The 17,471-nt window shown below is 43.7% G+C and carries 15 protein-coding genes and 1 pseudogene; 1 reads left to right on the top strand and 15 read right to left on the bottom strand.

Features of this window, described 5'->3' with window-relative positions; genetic code table 11:
- Positions 1-69: 69 nt before the first annotated feature.
- A protein-coding gene (locus tag ACF3OH_RS14120; RefSeq protein WP_392454274.1) for an IS3 family transposase occupies positions 70-1,640 on the top strand; the annotation gives its coding sequence in 2 pieces (ribosomal slippage) (positions 70-733 and positions 733-1,640; 1,572 coding nt in all).
- A 73-nt stretch (positions 1,641-1,713) separates the two neighbouring features.
- Here ACF3OH_RS14120 and tnpC read toward each other — a convergent pair.
- From tnpC to yycF, 15 genes and pseudogenes are all read right to left on the bottom strand, one after another.
- Positions 1,714-3,300, bottom strand: coding sequence for an IS66 family transposase (tnpC, locus tag ACF3OH_RS14115; protein ID WP_392455224.1), 1,587 nt, complete (start codon positions 3,298-3,300; stop codon positions 1,714-1,716).
- Between the two features lie 40 nt (positions 3,301-3,340).
- The gene (gene tnpB / locus ACF3OH_RS14110) at positions 3,341-3,697 is read right to left on the bottom strand and encodes an IS66 family insertion sequence element accessory protein TnpB (protein WP_378142898.1); all 357 of its coding nucleotides are present in this window, start codon (positions 3,695-3,697) and stop codon (positions 3,341-3,343) included.
- A 191-nt stretch (positions 3,698-3,888) separates the two neighbouring features.
- A complete protein-coding gene (gene istB / locus ACF3OH_RS14105) occupies positions 3,889-4,608 on the bottom strand; it encodes an IS21-like element helper ATPase IstB (protein WP_392455223.1) in 720 nt (239 codons plus the stop codon).
- Positions 4,608-6,110: pseudogene (gene istA / locus ACF3OH_RS14100) on the bottom strand (IS21 family transposase). Before istA ends, istB begins: the two are co-directional and overlap by 1 nt.
- A 184-nt stretch (positions 6,111-6,294) precedes the next feature.
- Positions 6,295-6,510: an IS66 family insertion sequence element accessory protein TnpA gene (tnpA, locus tag ACF3OH_RS14095; RefSeq protein WP_392455222.1), complete on the bottom strand. Its 216-nt coding sequence runs from the start codon at positions 6,508-6,510 to the stop codon at positions 6,295-6,297.
- Positions 6,511-6,856: 346 nt separating this feature from the next.
- A complete protein-coding gene (locus tag ACF3OH_RS14090) occupies positions 6,857-7,456 on the bottom strand; it encodes an ankyrin repeat domain-containing protein (RefSeq protein ID WP_392455221.1) in 600 nt (199 codons plus the stop codon).
- 150 nt (positions 7,457-7,606) lie between these two features.
- Entirely contained in the window at positions 7,607-9,256 is a 1,650-nt protein-coding gene (locus ACF3OH_RS14085; protein ID WP_392455219.1) for a hypothetical protein, read from the bottom strand.
- A gap of 414 nt (positions 9,257-9,670) precedes the next feature.
- Positions 9,671-10,150, bottom strand: a complete 480-nt coding sequence (gene rlmH / locus ACF3OH_RS14080) for a 23S rRNA (pseudouridine(1915)-N(3))-methyltransferase RlmH (protein ID WP_204591141.1) — start codon at positions 10,148-10,150, stop codon at positions 9,671-9,673.
- 87 nt (positions 10,151-10,237) lie between these two features.
- Positions 10,238-10,405: a CxxH/CxxC protein gene (locus ACF3OH_RS14075; protein WP_392455218.1), complete on the bottom strand. Its 168-nt coding sequence runs from the start codon at positions 10,403-10,405 to the stop codon at positions 10,238-10,240.
- A 166-nt stretch (positions 10,406-10,571) separates the two neighbouring features.
- The gene (locus tag ACF3OH_RS14070) at positions 10,572-11,801 is read right to left on the bottom strand and encodes a S1C family serine protease (RefSeq protein WP_392455217.1); all 1,230 of its coding nucleotides are present in this window, start codon (positions 11,799-11,801) and stop codon (positions 10,572-10,574) included.
- A 129-nt stretch (positions 11,802-11,930) separates the two neighbouring features.
- Entirely contained in the window at positions 11,931-12,719 is a 789-nt protein-coding gene (locus ACF3OH_RS14065) for an MBL fold metallo-hydrolase (RefSeq protein ID WP_392455216.1), read from the bottom strand.
- Positions 12,720-12,724: 5 nt separating this feature from the next.
- Complete coding sequence (locus tag ACF3OH_RS14060; RefSeq protein WP_204591167.1) at positions 12,725-13,540, bottom strand: two-component system regulatory protein YycI; 816 nt, start codon at positions 13,538-13,540, stop codon at positions 12,725-12,727.
- A complete protein-coding gene (locus ACF3OH_RS14055) occupies positions 13,527-14,861 on the bottom strand; it encodes a YycH family regulatory protein (RefSeq protein ID WP_204591169.1) in 1,335 nt (444 codons plus the stop codon). Before ACF3OH_RS14055 ends, ACF3OH_RS14060 begins: the two co-directional genes overlap by 14 nt.
- Positions 14,858-16,678 carry a cell wall metabolism sensor histidine kinase WalK gene (walK, locus tag ACF3OH_RS14050; RefSeq protein WP_392455214.1) on the bottom strand — a complete coding sequence of 607 codons (1,821 nt, stop codon included), beginning with the start codon at positions 16,676-16,678 and terminating at the stop codon, positions 14,858-14,860. Before walK ends, ACF3OH_RS14055 begins: the two co-directional genes overlap by 4 nt.
- 8 nt (positions 16,679-16,686) lie before the next feature.
- A complete protein-coding gene (gene yycF, locus ACF3OH_RS14045) occupies positions 16,687-17,394 on the bottom strand; it encodes a response regulator YycF (RefSeq protein WP_204591173.1) in 708 nt (235 codons plus the stop codon).
- Positions 17,395-17,471: the final 77 nt, after the last annotated feature.

Below are 17,471 nucleotides of genomic sequence, written 5' to 3'. Positions count from 1 at the left end.
TGATATGCTCCCTTCATAGTAGACAGAGAAATAATAAAAATTCTCTACTACTGTGAAGGGGGCATTTTTGTGTCTAAAAGAACCACAGACCATACATTAGACGAACGATTGAAAGTGGTGCTATGCATCTTGGATGAGAAGAAGCCGATAAGAGCGGTCGCTAAAGAATTCAGTATTGGACACTCGACTCTACGAGACTGGGTCCGTAAATACCGGTCAGATGGGATCGATGGATTGATAGAATCAAATACCTGGAGACGCTACTCACAAGAGCTGAAACTGGAGGCAGTCAATTATTATCTGACGGGTAAAGGGAGCCTCGATGAGACATGCGCCAGATTCAAGATCTCGACATCCTCTGCTTTACGAAGGTGGATAAAGCGTTACACTAGTGGAAAGAATATAAAATCCACTAGTAAAGGAAGTAGAGAGATGAACAGAGGACGCAAGACGACATTAGAGGAACGGACGGAGATCGTCCAATATGCGATCGCACACGACCTTGACTATCACGGGGCTGCGGAGAAGTACCAGGTCTCGTACCAACAGGTATATGGATGGGTCCGGAAGTATCAGGAGGATGGAGAGACGGCCCTTCACGACCGCCGCGGGAAGCCCTTGGCATCCAAGCCGAATCTGACAGAAGTGGAGAAGTTGGAGCTCCGTATCAAAGAACTGAGTCATCGCAACCAATACCTGGAGACGGAGAACGGTCTCCTAAAAAAGTTGAAGGAAATCGAAAGGAGGTCCAGAATGCGAGAGTAGGAATCCATCTCCATAGGTTCCAGGCGATCCACGACTACCATAAGGAGACAAAGGCGCCGATCCAACTACTCTGTCAAATACTTGAAGTATCACGTTCCGGCTATTACAAATGGCTGAACCATACACCAACGGACGACCAAAAAGAAAATGAATGGCTCCTTGCCCAGATCAAGAAGGTGTTCCGAAAACATAAAGGGATCCTAGGTTACCGACGGGTAACCATGTTCATCAATCGTCAGTTCAAGACACAGTACAATCGTAAGCGGATCCGACGTCTGATGATCAAGCTCGGCCTGAGGTCATTCATTCGTCGTTCGAACGGATACTCTACAAAGACAAGCTATGTCAACATCGAGGATAACATCTTGAATCGTGAGTTCACAGCGGACCTGCCCAACCAGAAATGGGTGACGGACATCACGCACCTACATTACGGTCTTGGGAACAAGGCTTATTTGAGTGTGATCAAAGACCTGTACGACGGGTCTGTCGTGGCCTACGAGACTGGTCACTTCAACAACAATGCCTTGGTGATGGACACACTGAGAGCCGCCATGGAATCGAACCCCGATGCCACGCCACTACTCCATAGTGACCGAGGGTCACAGTATACATCGAAAGAATATCGACACATCACGACCCAGGCAGGGATCACGCGCAGTATGTCCCGTGTCGGAAAGTGTATCGACAATGCGCCAATGGAGAGCTTCTTTGGTCATTTCAAATGCGAGAGCTATGAATTGAAAAAGTACAAGAGTTATGAAGACCTAGTCGAGGATATTGATCGCTATATACGATTTTATAACGAGGAACGCTATCAACAGAAATTAAACAACCTGGCACCGATAGAGTATCGATACCAGGTCGTAGCTTAGGTCAAACCTTTTTAATTTTTTACTGTCTACTTGACAGGGAGCAGTTCAGAAGTTAATTTTGACCGGCATTTTTCTATTTCTTTGATTGGATATAACAGTTCGTTGGTAAATTTTTCGACCACGGCATCAAATCTTCGAAGGATTCGAGTTTCTCTAGATCACGCTGTGGAAGTTCTTCGAAAAGAAGTTGCAGGTAAAAGAAAGGATTGAGCCCATTTTCTTTGGCAGTCTCGATGAGACTGTAAGCGATGGCACTCGAGGTCGCGCCTCTTGTCGAGGCTGCGAACAGCCAGTTCTTCCTGCCGATCACAAATGGTTTGATAGAAAGTTCTGCACGATTGTTATCTATTTCGATTCGGCTATCTTTCATGAAAGTCGTGAGTTTTGACCATTGTTTCAATGTATAAGAGATCGCAGTTCCGGTGGCAGTCTTTGGAGCGACAATCTCCTGTTGTTCTTCAAGCCATGCCAAAAAAGCATTCAGCACGGGCTGACTGTCGCTTTTCCTGATCTTGAGTCGTTCTTCAGGAGTCATGTCTTTGATTTTCCGTTCGATGGTAAAGAGTCGGTTGCAGAAATCGAGTCCCTTCTTGGCGACGGTTGTTCGACCGGCACCAGCAGGTGCACCTCTCAGTGCCTTGAGTGCTTCGTCGAACTTACGACGCGCATGTGCCCAGCAACCTGCGAGTTCTACGTTATGGATAGATTCATATCCTGCATAACCATCCACATGTAGATAACCTTCGAAACCTTCCAAGAATTTCTGAGGATTCTCTTTGGCACGACTAGACTGATAGTCGAATAAAACGATCGGCGTATCAGAGTTTCTGCCGGTACGGTAGAGCCACATATAGGATTTTGATTCTGCCTTCTTTCCGGGCTCTTCGAGTACTTGAAGAGTGGTCTCGTCAGCGTGAAGCACCTCTTCTTGGCGAATTCTACGATAGAGTTCTGCATAGAAAGGCTTCAACCAGCTCGTCGTACTCGACAGCATCCAGTTCGAGATCGTCTGTCGACTCAGCGGCAGTCCCATCCGTTCCAACTGTTTCTCCTGTCGGTAGAGAGGTAGGCCGTCTGCGAACTTTTGAGTCATCACAAAAGCGACAGCAGATGGGGACGCAAGTCCTTTCGGGATGACCGGTCTTGGCATCTCTGCCTTCTTGATAGGAGTCTTGATCTCATGTGTCTCACAATGGCGGCAGCTATAGATGTGCTGGACATGTTCGACCACTGTCACCTGTGCAGGGATGATCTTCAGTTCCTTGCGGATCTGTGTGCTCATCTCATGCATCGAATGATCGCATTCTGAACAGACCTTCTCTGATTCAGAGAGGTCATAGTGGATCGTCTCGACGGGCAGGTCGTTCAATCTGTCCACACGTCCGATCTTCTTTTTGCGCGTGTAACTAATCGTCTCGAGTGTAGGTTCAGCAAGAAGTACAGCAGAAGACACTTCGGCCTCATTGAACAACTGTAGATCCAATTGGTCTTTGTCTGTCTTCTCACTCGATGTGCCAAAGCGTTTCGCCTGAAGTAGCGCAAACTGTTGCTTATAGTATTCCATCTTGGCCTCGAGCTCTTTGTTTCGCTGTTCGAGCTGTGCGTTCTTCTTCTCGAGCTCTTCAATTGTAAGTTGTGTTTTCTCGTCCTGTTTTCTCATAGGGATAAGAATAGCATAAAACTATCCGGTGAAACAGACGTCAAATCACTTTTTTAGCAGCAACGGAAGGATGTGCATCACGTTGGTCAAGTGGCAATCCATCCAGCAACCAGTTCAGTTGCCGGCTCGAGATAGATAGAGGCTGGACAGACCCGAGGTCTGGCCAATCGAACAGTCCTTTCTCCAGTCTACGATAGTAGAGCCAGAAGCCGTTGTGGTCCCAAAACAAGATTTTCAGTTTATCTTTTTTTCTGTTACAGAAGACGAACAAAGCCTTCGAAAATGGATCTAACTGAAAAAGTTCCTGGACGATGACAGCAAGTCCGTCAATCGATTTGCGAAGGTCTGTTGGACCCGCTGCTAGATAGACGCGCTCGACAGCGCGACCATTCATCATACCAAGCGCAGCGTCCGGATCACTTGTAATAGAAGTGTCTCATCGTAGCCACTCGTCACCTCGATATCAACTTGATTTATTCTCAAAGAAATTGAGTTTTCTTTTGGTTCTTCGACGTGTATTTGGCAAGTAAGAAATGTATGAAATGGCAATTAAAAATGTTGCTTGCCAGATGCATCTCTCCACCGTATTTAGTTATTCATTAATGATTCTTTCATTCGATTGCTAGGCCCTTTAAAGACGACGAGATGTGAGTGATGGATTAAACGATCGATTACGGCCTCAGTCAATATAGGGTCCCCAAACACATGGTTCCACTCACTGAACCGTAGGTTCGTTGTAATGATGAGACTCTTTCTCTCATAACACATGCTGATCACTTGGAAGAGTAATTCTGCACCACTCTTGTGTAGAGGGATATACCCTAGCTCATCCAGTATCAATAAATCGACCTTCTCTAGCTGTTTATAGAACTTCCCCAAAGTGCCTCTCTCATGTAAATCCATCAACTTGTTCACCAATCCTGCGATGGTGTAGAAACGAACGTTTAATCCCGTCTCTTGAATCGCATTCAAGCCGATTTTTGTGGATAAAAAGGTTTTGCCCGTGCCCACGCCTCCATAGAAAATCAGGTTCTCTTTGTTCTCCATGAATTCTCTGTTTAAAAAGTATTCGCGATTCAGCCCTTGCGTGTATTCGATATCATCCCATTTGAATTCGACGCTCGGTAATGGCGGTAAGAGCGATTGGGTAAAGAGGAGGTTTGTGCGCCGTTCTTCACGCTGACGCACTTCTGCCTCCATCAGTTTAAGTAGATATTCCTGATTTGAAGTAGCCTCGATCTCTTCGAAGTTTTGACGTATCCAGCTGAGCTTCAATCGCTTTGCGTATTCTTGTATAAGTAGTTCCATCAAGACACACCGCCTTTTTCAAACAACTTGTCGTAATGTGTTGATCCTCTTGATGCCGGTGGCATTGGAGGGATTGAGTCTCTTCTGATATCAATGCTCACGCGGTCGCTCCGCCCATTGATGAGTTGGTAGAATACCTGTTTGATCGATTCTGCAGAAGGATGCCCGTGCGTCGATGCGATTTTTAGAGATTCTGTTGCCACCGAGAAATCATGTTGTTTCAAGAGGACTGAAAGAAGTCTCAATGCCTCCTGCTTTTCAGGTACGGTGCAGCTGTCTATATATTCTTTCCAATTGACCGGTAGCTGTTCAAAGAAATCCGTGTATTTGATTGCCATTGGCCGTTTGGCCATCAGCTCAAGATATGGTTGCCATTTCATCGACTTCTTATCCTCACCATACAGGCGTGCATGAGTAATGATTGATTCATGTTCTGCCGTCATGATCTCGATCGTGCCATATGATATCTTTGCCAAAACACTACTTTTGGCAAATCGAGGAGATGTGGAATATTGACGTCCATCTATTTTGACGAGTCCATACTTATCTGGTCGACACTCTTCATAACGCACGCATTCAAAGGATTTTTCAGGTAACTGAAGGAGTGCTTTTTTATCTTCCTCAAACAGTTCGGACAAAAGCTCATCTTTTTGATAGTGCTTGCGATTCCTGTCTTCTTCAGCTGCAATCCAGAAGGTCTCGTTCAAACGCTCAAGATCTGCCACATGTATCTCTGGCAATAAAAAGTTGTTACGTATGTATTTGACCATGGCTTCAACGTGACCTTTTTCGTTCCCACTGCCTGGATTACAGAACTCAGTGGAAAAACCATAGTGTAAGACGAATCGTTCGAACTCGTCAGTCAATACTCGCTCACCATAAGGAAGGACCTTTTTGACAGCTGGACTCTAGTTATCGAAGCGAATTGTCTTAGGGACACCACCGAGATGGTGAAAGATTCGCTTTAAGCCTTCTAAGAAACACTCTCGGTTCTGCGACTGGAACACTTGAAAATAGAATGTGTTGCTGAAGGGGAACGAGAGCGCTAAGTAGGAAAGGTCGACAGACCTACCCCTGTATACAAATGGTGCTTCTCCAAAATCAACTTGTGCTATTCCTGGTATGCTTTCAAGTGGTAAGGCAGCCTCTGTTGATTGTCCCATCTGCTGTTTCTTTTTTCGTACATAATCGCGGATAGAACGATAAGATCCGTTGTATCCATGTTCCTTCACCAACACATCGAACATTCTCTTGGCAGTCCGACGAAACTTCTTTTTCTTAGTCGCATCTTCCTCCAACCACTTATCGATTATGGGTCTAGCTTCTCCCATAACCCTTGGCTTTCGAGTAGTCTTCGGACGTTCTTCACTCCAGTCTTCCATGTCTGCATATTTCTTTACGGTTCTCTCATCATGGTTCATACTTCTTGCTACTTCTGCATATTTTCTACCTTTTTGATTCACTTCTTGTCTGATATACTGGATGTCAGTCACTGTTAGCACTCCCTGTACCTCCCTGAATATTGTTAGCCCAATATCAGAGAGTTTAATTGTATGGAGAGATGCTGACAAGTGGCTTTTCTTATTTTCACAGCCTCTTACGAGGCTGCATGAATTAACTGCCAAACACTACATTTTTATACTGCCATAAACATCTTACGAGGCTGCATGAATTAACTGCCAAACACTACATTTTTATACTGCCATAAACATCGACGACACAGGAGACCCAACTGGTCTCCTCAGTAGATTCTCGATTGATTGGGGACTGTTTTCGTAGCCAATATTTCATATTGTGAAGTGCAATACCACTTGTTTCACACCATTCGACCAGGGACAAACCACTAGCACGATATTCTTCGATCATCGCCAACCAATACGCTTCTTTCTCTTTTCTTTTCAAAGAAACCTCCCAAATTTCATTTGTGGGAGGAGTATCTCATGAATTTTCTTCTATTAGAATGTGTGCACTATTTGACGCTTACATACAAACCGTCCTAACTTCAACTTCACCTTTTTGTTTAAGTACAATAGAATACACCCTTGCAGTGCTCGATGCGATTATAAGAATCTGAATGTTTTTAGTATTTTCTTGATTTCTCATTATTTCTATTCTAGATGTATAAGTACATCAAAAAAAAAAAGACCATGTGGCCTAGTTGTGCCAAACGGTCAGAGCAATAGCTGGTTCCCATCAAGGGGACTGGAACATAGTGTAAAAGTATTTGTGATCTATTACGTCATTATCCCTACCAATCTTCTATCAACTTAACTATTTCTATGTAGCCCTTCTCTTTAGCATAATCGAGGGCCGTTTTCCCACGGTTGTCGCGAAGCTCTTTATTCGCATTGTACTTCAGTAATTCTTGAACAATTTCCTGATACAGCGCTGAGCCATCTGTTAACGCAACTGCTTCAATCAAAGCCGTGTAGCCGTAGTTATTTTGATGATCAATATCTGCTTTCCCGTCTTGTAGAAGAACCTTCACATTCTCTAAATGGCCTTTTTCCGCTGCCGGAATCAATGCATTACCACCATAGCGATTCACGACCGTATGATTCGGCTCAGCTTGTTCAATCATATACTTCAAAATCTCTGTTTTCCCTTGCGCTCCAGCATACAAATATGGGCTGTCCTGTAAATGATCTTGCTGATTAATATCCGCTCCTGCATCAATCAGACGTTTTGCCACATCAATATAGTTTTTGTGTGTGGCAATCAATAAGGTAGATTCTCCTTTATCATTTGTTTCATTTATCGGATAGGACGAATCTTGTAAAATAACTTCTACTTTTTCTACATCATTATTTTCAACTGATTTAAGAAGTTCACCTGCTTGTGGTTTCATATAGTCTTCCTCCCTACTTGATTACATCCAACGAGTATCAGTACTAAATTTATTAGCAGAGGTAAGACATATTTCATTTCAAATCTTCCTTTCGTAAAAAGATTTTGATTAGAAAAGGTGAAGAAAGTTAAAAGCATTTGCCTTTTTTAATCATTCAAAAGAAATATCCTGACACCATAGATAACCACTTTTTGCATTTTTAATTAAATCTTTAGTAAAAATATCTGCTGTTCTATTTTTATCTATTGCACCATCATGAAAAGCTACAGCCAAATCTAACATCAAAAGAGGACCTCTTAATCCTTCTTCCTTATAATATTTTTTTACCCTTGTTTTTCCTTTATCATGAATAGCACCTTGCATGAACAAGTTACCTAGCTTTAATGCTTGAGACCTTGAAACTGTAAAATAAACATTAGCTGGTAGTCTATCTTTTTCGGCCTTATTTTTATTTTCAGTTTCATTTTTCTTATTTCTTTTGTTCATTCTAGTAACTAAATTATCTAAAATATCAAAGTCCTCTGGCTTTAATTTGTTTTGAGCCAGTATTTGGTTCGGTACAATAGAACTTAAAGCTTCTTCAATATCTTTGACATTAATTTTTTCTATGTCTGTTGGAGATTGCTTATGACCAATTCTTTGAATTAAATTATCATAAGCGTGTTTGAGTATTTCTATATACCTTCTCACATTACCATTTGAAAAATATGCTGCTAGTGTTAGACATTTATCATTTTCAAAAATATCTAGATAGTTAGTGTATCCTTTATCAGATAGTAATTCTCGAATTCTATTATTTGTTAATTCCTTGTAAAATTCTAAATAGTCATCAGATAACTCATCCATTGAAACATATTCCATAATTGCATCATGTCCAACATCAAAATTGAAACTATCTCCAAAATTCTTTGAAGGATAATATGTTATTGGAGTAGGATACACTGAAGCACAAAAATATGCTGCGTTTTCATGCATATCATCAGTTAAAGCACCTCGAACAAGCTTTAATAGTCTAAAAATTTCTATTTGGGCTTCTTTACTAACTTCAGAACATTCATCAATCAATAAATAAGTATATTGATTTTGTAGTATATTTTTTAATTCTAAAATAAAATTCACTAAAAAATTTGCTGCATTACTATGAGATAAACTTTGTCCTACAAATAGAAATTCTTTCTGTTCATTTTCACTATATATTTCGCTTCCACTAGCAGAAACAGAACCTATTTGTGGAACTGCCAGATTTGCAGATGCATTTTTAGTTGTGCTCGATTGAGAACCGAAAGTAGCTTTAATATTTTCAGGATTATAATTCAATTCATCAAGCAATTTCTCATTCAGTACTTTTATGCGTTCGATTAATTTTTCAATATTTTCAGCGCTGTTTAAACCGAACATCTGTGCAATTTTTTTAAAAGACTTTTGAAAACTACTATTTCCTGCCAAACTTATCTTTTGCCTGTTCTGTTCAATAGTATTAATTATCTTCGTAACGATATTAGCGTAAAGATGTATTCTAAATAGTTTAACATCACTCTCAACCCATTCGTGGACACTAGCTAATGAAACATAGACAGGGAGAATTTTTTTTTCTTGGTATAAATTTAAGCAAGTTTCATTTATCATTTTTAAAATGTGTGTTTTCCCAGTTCCCCTAATACCTTCAATCAAGTAATTTTGACCTGTTTCACCAAGAAATTTATCAATGCTGAAACCTGGATTAGCGTGTGTGCTTGGAAAAAATCCTCCTGCTTGAGCATCATGTTTAAAGAAATCCATTTTTATATCCACTACAACCATCAAGATCCCCCTCGATTTTATTTAATCAACTGCTGTTAATATTATAATCCTTTAACACTGATAAATATGCTGTTAATAGATTTTTTAATTATCACCCACACAAAAAACTTGAATAATTCAATTAATACTGTTGGTACTTTAATAGTAAGAATTTTTCTTATTACATTACTATTTAAGATGTGAAAAATAATTAAAGTCAAAATTAAACTTGAAGTTACTTTTAACATATTTACTCGTTGAAAATAATCTCTTTAATGCTTAATTGCAGCAATACTATTTGATACTTATATCAAATGAAAAAGTACTTCCTACAAAATTGAAAAGATATTATTATATCTCAGGAAAATCTCACTTATTTGTGATAAGGCTCTCCGTGACGGGTATATATGCGAAAACCATGAAAAAACTTCACACTCACTTATGATAAGGCTCCCCCTTAATAATCCTGAAACTCCGATACACCTGCTCCAACAACACAAGCTTCATTAACTGGTGCGGCAACGTCATCTTCCCAAACGACAATTGCTCATTTGATCGCTTTAACACATCATCGTGCAGACCGAGGGATCCGCCGATGACAAAGACAATTTTGCTGGTGCCGTATGTCATGAGGGAATTGAGATGCGCAGCGAGTTCTTCAGAGCTGCGCGTCTTCCCGTTAATGGCAAGCGCGATGACATGTGAGTCTGGGTGAATTTTAGCTAAGATGCGTTCGCCTTCTTTGCGTTTGACGATTTCCATATCCGCGTCACTTAAATTTTCCGGAGCTTTTTCATCTGGCACTTCGATCTGTTCGATTTTTGCATAAGCGCCGAGACGTTTTGCGTATTCTTCGATGCCCATTTTTAAATACTTTTCTTTTAACTTTCCAACCGTCACAATTGTGATATTCACAGGTTATCCACCTTTACAGTTCATTTACAAACACATTGTCCACATTAGTTATCCACATATCCACATAGGTTATCTACATGTTGTGTCTTATTTTTTTCCAGCTACGATATATATAGCTGCCTGTTCACAATGTTCACAGCGTGTGGATAAGTTTTCTGGATTCTCGAGCTTTTCAAGAATCGGAAATTCTCCTGTCGACGCCGTTACCTCGTCAAGTACTTGATTTACATGGGTTTCGCATGCGTATTTCTCCATTATTCGACCTCCTCTGACAATTAGGATTATGCACAAAGTTATTCACAATTCGTACTAGTTTATCCACACCCTATTGTAACAAATAAAAAAGAAGCAGAAAAGACGCCACTTCGTCCTCCTGCTCCCTGTGTAAATCTTTTGTGAAGTGAATTTAGTTATCCACATCTTATAATGCGTTGTTGTCTGTCAGTTCCAATGTGAATTCTACAATCTCACCTTGGCGGTATACTTTCACATCCATTGTATCGCCCACTTCTTTTTCTGTGTAGAGATATTGGCGAAGGTCGAGCATATTTTCAACCTTTTCTCCATCTAGTTCCACAATGACATCATATTGTTGCATGCCTGCTGCTGCAGCTGGAGAGTTATCAAACACTTCATCTACCACAACACCAGTTGTAATATCTTCTGGAAGTTTTAATGTTTCTTGCTGGTGGAAGGATGGAACTTGTTCCACATCGACGAGCGTCACTCCCATCGTCGGGCGTTTCACTTCACCGTTTTGTTCAAGGTCTTCAATGATTGGAATGGCTGAGTTGATTGGAATCGCAAGTCCAATTCCTTCAACTGTTGTTGTCGAGATTTTCATCGAGTTGATTCCAATCAGTTGTCCCGCGATGTTGATCAATGCACCACCGCTGTTCCCTGGGTTGATTGCCGCATCTGTCTGAAGCACTTCTGTCTGCCAGTCTTGTTGTCCATCTTCGTTCAAGTCCACTGGGATGACACGTTCTTTCCCGGAAAGAATTCCTGTTGTGACCGACCCGAAGAAATCGAGGCCAAGTGGATTCCCGATTGCGATAACCGGTTCACCTTGCGTTAACGCATCCGAGTCTCCAAATTCAATCACCGTTTCTACGTCCGTTGCGTCCATTTCAAGTACAGCTAAGTCGGTCCAAACGTCACTACCTACTAATTCAGCACTGACTTTTTTCCCGCCAGCAAGTGTCACTTCAATCGAGTTGGCTCCGTCCACTACGTGATGATTCGTCACGATAAATGCGCGGTCACCTTCGACTTTATAAATAACGCCAGATCCCGTTCCTGCTTCTTGTTCACCGGACTGTTCGCTGCTCCAGAAATTGTTCACTTCCTGCAAGTTTGTGATTCCGACGACTGCTGCCGAGGTCTTTTCAACCGCCGAGGTGATGTCTGTCGTGACTTCCGTGCTCACTTGCTCGGTCTGAGTGATGTTGCCTGCAGTGCGTGTTCCATTGTTCGGAAGGGCGCTCTGCAAGCTCGGCATCATGAACCAAAGTAGCAATGCACCGACGAGTACTCCGGAAAGTCCCGCTAAAAAGTAGCCGGCAATTCCTCGTTTTTTCTCTGGTTTTTCTGAACGTTTTGGCGGCTGTGGATCTTCCGCGTACGGATTGTATGGTCTGTAATCATCCATCTTCGTCATCTCCTTTGTTGTACTGTATACGTATACTGTACCCTAAAAAGATGAAAATTAGATGAAAATTGCTTAAAAGTTTATTAAAAAAAACAGCCCCCTGATTCTAGGAGACTGTTTCGAGACTACTTATACTTCCACAAGCGGTGTTGGAATTTCTGCGTCGGTGCCGTGCAAATGCACATACTCACCAGCGATGATTCCGCACGAGCGCAGCGTTTGTTCAACGCTCATATGTGCAAGGTCTTTCATATTGTTGTCTTTACTTAAATGCGACAGGTAGATCTGCGTCGGCTTCAAATCGACCACTTCGCTCATCGCAACAGCCGCGTCTTCGTTTGAAACGTGACCGACGTCTGAAAGAATGCGGCGTTTGATAGACCAAGGATAGCGGCCCATCTGCAGCATCCCCACGTCGTGGTTGCTTTCAAACACAAACGCATCAGAGCCTTTGATGTAGCCTTTCATCCGGTCACTGACATACCCCGTGTCGGTGATAAGCGCGAGCTTTCTGCCGTTCTCGTGAAACACGTAGAACATCGGCTCGGCTGCATCGTGGGATACTTGGAACGATTGGATGTCGAGTCCACCGAATGTTTTGACCGTCTCCATATCGAACTGGAAGCGCTGGTCGGTCGGGATGACACCGAGGTGATGGTCCATCGCCTGCCACGTCTTCGCGTTCGCATAAATTGGCACTTTATATTTGCGGGCCATGACGCCTAGCCCTTTTATATGATCACTGTGTTCATGCGTGACTAAGATTCCGCTCAACTTGCGGGCATCTCGGTCGATTTGCTGAAACAACTGCTCCATTTTCTTTCCGCTCAGTCCGGCATCTACTAAAAAGGAGTGCTCCTCGTTTTCAACGTAAATGGCGTTGCCGGTACTGCCGCTCGCCAATACACTAAATCTCATGCTGATTACTCCTCTGTATCTTCTGACTCTACTGCATCAATCGGGATGTCGAGAATTCGACTGTCGATTGCATTGACGAAGTACTCTTCCATTGTACCATCTGCCAGCTCAACCTTCACGGCCCATGTTGGCGAAAACACCTGTGTCTCCCCGAGCTGTGCGAGAGTCGAATAGCCAAGGCTGACTTCCGTCACTTCCGCTCCTGGAAGAATTAACGAGCGGTTGTACAGCACTTCAATGGCACTCATGTACGTGATCAAGCTACGTTCTTCGTTATAGTCTTCGAGGTCTTCGAGGTATGTCTGTGTGAACCCCGTCACTTCGCCTTCTTCATTCCAGCGAACCAAGATGAATGCACGCGAATTGTGGTACACGCTACGGTCATTTACTTGTTGGAACAGGAGGGCTGTGTTCGTCTCTGAATCGGTCGACCAGATCTTATAGTCCTGGCCTTCGTGTGCATGTTCCTGTACAACGCTTTCCACTGTCATGTCACCTTCTACGGAAACTGGCTCAACTAGTTCCACTTCCAGGATCCCATCCGTTGATGACCTCACGTCTGCATTCGGTAGCTGTTCTAATTCATCTGGAGTGAAATTGTGCACAGTTCCCGATACGTAAGCGACGTTTGTCGGCATGTTGGTCAGCCTCGGCACCGTGATGGAATCTGCAGCGAGACGTTCTTCAAACGATGTCGAGCCTTCGAGCGTGCTTTGAAGACCGATGGATTCGTTGTAACGGTCCACATACAGCGACATCAAAAACACGTTCAAGATGGAGAACACGACGATGAAAATAGTTTTGGTTCTACTCCAATCCAATCGCGCCACCTCCTGACAGTTCTGGTGTGATTCGCACCCATGTCTCATTGACTTGATAGAACCAGTACGGCTCAAGCGTCAAAATCGGTTGGGACGAATCGCGTCGGACGTAGTAGCCCGGTTTGATATCCGTCACAAGATTGATATCTACAGATGCTTGGGAAATCAAGTAATCGTAAATGTACTGACCAGACGGCAACTGCTTACGTGTCGTGCGGAAAGGTGATGACTGGTTCAGCGTGTAGTACGGACGAATGTAACGGTAGACCTGATCAAGTCCCCAGTACTGCGTCATGTCTGTTGCCATTGTGTCACTAAACACGGGTAGCCCTTTCAAATGCATCTGGAAGTTGATCTGCTGACCACGCGCATTGATGCGACTCAAGCGGTAATCATCCGTCCATCCCTCGTGTTCGTTGACGAACTCGATGCTATCCGTGACCAGTGTCGCCGAGTCTCCTGGAAGCTCCGTTTCCGAGGCCGGGTGCACGTAACTGATTCGACGCGGTGCATAATCGATGTTCATCAGCGCACTATCGTCTGTATACTGCTGGGACGAAACGCCAACTGGATTACTGCGTACAAGGTTCGGATTCGTAAATAATGCATTTTTGAACTTTTCCGGGGAGATCTCTTCTAATCCGAATGTATATTCTTCAAGTGGCACTTGAACAGATGACACATAAAGCGACTGCAAACTATCTCGTACAATTTCATTGAACACTGGCAATCTGCGGTCCATATCTTCTACACGATTCAAGAATTCTGCAACATCCACATCCGCGACATCCGAGCGGAATACGCGCTGTGAGACGGTGTTGATAAATTTCACGTGAATCGACAGGTCTCCGTCTCCATTTTCCCAGTGCACAATCATATGGTTGAACGAAAAGTCTGGAATGGCTTGGTCGCTAAACGGAATGATCTGACGGAAACTTTGGATCGGGATTTCTGTCGGGTAATAAAAGACAAGTTGATTTGTATCGCGAATCATTTCATTGAGTTGGTCCGTCGTCGCTTCATTATTGATCAGCTGCGGCGGGTTCAAAGTCCACATACGCATGATGCCCATCAAGCCATCCATCTCGCTCGACTGTAGGGAACCTTTCATCGCCGAAGCGCCCGTATAACTAATCAACATGCGGTACGGTTTGATGACGTCACTCGTCCGCTTCTTTTCCGCAATCGCAATATCGACGACTGGTGTATCCTCAAGTGTTGCGTAAGGCGGTGTATACGTCCAGATGGAGAACGTCAAGAGCACACTGAGGGCAATCAAGATGACAAGAACGGCACTTTTTACATGTTCCAGATATCTCATTCCCACTCACTCTCCTCTGGCTCGACGTGCAGCGTAAAGAAGATGTTTGTTCCGTAGCCCTCTTCACTTTCTGCCCAAATTTTCCCACCATGCGCTTCAATCATCTCGCGCGCAATCGCAAGTCCAAGACCCGTACCACCCATAGAGCGGGCACGCGCACGGTCCACACGGTAGAAACGTTCAAAGATTTTATCGACATTCTCTTTAGGAATTCCCATCCCGTCATCCGAGATCATAACCTGCATCATTTCGTCTTTGACCGTAAAGCCAAAGCGCACTGTTCCTCCATCTGGTGAGTACTTCAGCGCGTTCGAGATGATGTTGTCGATCACTTGCGTCAATTTGTCTGGGTCGATGGCAACAAAATACTCTTTTTCCGGAAGCATACGTGAGAACGACACATTTTGAGACTTCGACATTTCAAAGCGGTCGATAATGCGGTGGAAGAACTGGTTGAAGTTTATGACCTCTATGTTAAGATCGTAGTCTCGGCTATCCATTTTCGAAAGTTGGAGCAAGTCATTTACAAGACGAATCATCCGGGCCGTCTCAGTCTGCGTAACACCTAAGAAGTTCGGGGCAATCGTCTCATCTTTCCAAGCACCTTCAGCAAGCGCTTCAAGATAGCTGCTCATCGTTGTCAGTGGCGTACGTAACTCATGCGAAACGTTCGCAACGAATTCCCGGCGTTCCATATCAATCTTCTCCTGCTCGGTCACGTCATGCAGGACGGCAATCAGACCATTCACAAAACCGGTCTCTTTCTGAATAACAGAGAAGTTTGCGCGTAAAATATACGGCATGTCATAGGTGCTGTAGTTCAGCGACATCGGTTCTTGTTGATGAATCAAGTCTTCAAATGTCGTGTCTTCGTCAATCGTCAGGACAGATGTGATTGGACGATTGAGGACGCTGTCGCGGTTTACATTGAGTAACTCTAGTGCCGGATCATTGATTAGGATCACGCGGCCTTTGCGGTCAGTCGCAATAACCCCGTCTGTCATATTCGCAAGAACGGACGCAAGCTTTCGCCGTTCGGCATCGGTCGTCGATTGGGCTTCTTGTAATCGATTCGTTAAATGGTTAAAGGCAATCGCAAGCTGCCCGATCTCATCGTCTCCGTAGACTTTAACTTTACGCGAGAAATTCCCACGCGCCATGGCTTGCGCTTGTTTTCGCATATCGGAAATCGGATGCGTGATCGTGCGGGCGATAAAAATACCAAGGATAATGGTGATACCGAGAGAGACAGCTGTTCCTCCGGCTAAAATCTGATTGATCTCATCCATCTGGCTAAACACTTTTTCAATGTCTGATTCAACGTACAGTGCGCCGATTACATTGCCTTGAGAGGTGATCGGTGTAGCGAGGATCCAGATTCGCTCGCGGGTTACTTTATCGAGGGAAATCATACTCTCTGGATTTTCAGAGCTGATTGTCCGGCGTACTAGCTCATCAACCGAACGTTGCCCGACGATGCTTTGATTTTCATTGTCTGAGGTCCCGAGGATTTGATAGCGGTCATCGATGACACGAATCTCGTTGATGTCACTCGAATTTAAGCCAGCCAAAATAGAACGCAGACTTTGTTCGGTCGTCGCGTCCTCTTCGCCTCGTTCTCGTATCAGTTCTTCGCGCACGCTAAACTCCATGAGTCCGACACGTTCGGTGACGGAATCCTGGAAGTTGTTGCGGAAAGATTCTTCGAGCTCTCGTACGAAATAGAGCCCGATAATCTGCATCGCGATCAATATTAATAAAATATAAATCAACACGATTTTAACGTGAATTGATTTAAAAAAGCCTACTCTATGCATGAATGTTCCTACTCCTGTTCAGGACTGCGCAGGTAATATCCCACTCCACGGCGTGTCACAATCCAGTTTGGATGACTTGGATTATCTTCAATCTTTTCACGCAGGCGACGAATCGTCACATCGACTGTGCGCACGTCCCCGAAGTAATCATAACCCCATACCGTTTGCAGTAAGTGTTCACGTGTCATCACTTGGCCTGTATGTTTCGCCAAGTAGTGCAGCAGTTCAAATTCACGGTGTGTCAGCTCAATCGCTTCATCCCGCTTCATCACCATATAGGCATCTGGCTGAATCGTTAGCGGTCCGATATGGATATCATTCGAACTCGCTTCCATATCTTCAGCCGGCACGACTTGCGAGCGACGCATGTTGGCTTTCACGCGCGCAATAAGTTCACGCGTCGAGAATGGCTTTGTGACATAATCGTCTGCCCCAAGCTCAAGTCCGAGTACTTTATCAATCTCAGAGTCTTTTGCTGTCAGCATAATAATCGGAAATTCATACTTCTTGCGGACTTCACGGCACACTTCCATACCGTCACGCCCCGGAAGCATGATATCAAGTAACATTAGATCGGGTTGGAAGGCTTCAACTTTCTCAAGCGCTTCGTCCCCATCATAGGCACATTCCACTTGGTAGCCTTCTTTTTTTAAGTTAAACTGCAGAATGTCTGCAATCGGTTTTTCGTCATCTACGACGAGAATCTTCTTATTCATAGTTCGTTCTCCTCCATCATTCGTTCAGACTTCCCCTATTTTCTAGTTCTCTACTATCCTTAACAATACCATGCCCA

The sequence above is a fragment of the Chryseomicrobium aureum genome (assembly GCF_043182735.1).
Taxonomy (GTDB): domain Bacteria; phylum Bacillota; class Bacilli; order Bacillales_A; family Planococcaceae; genus Chryseomicrobium; species Chryseomicrobium aureum.
The sequence above is the reverse complement of the archived record's forward strand: the minus strand, read 5'-3'. Positions and strand labels throughout refer to the sequence as shown.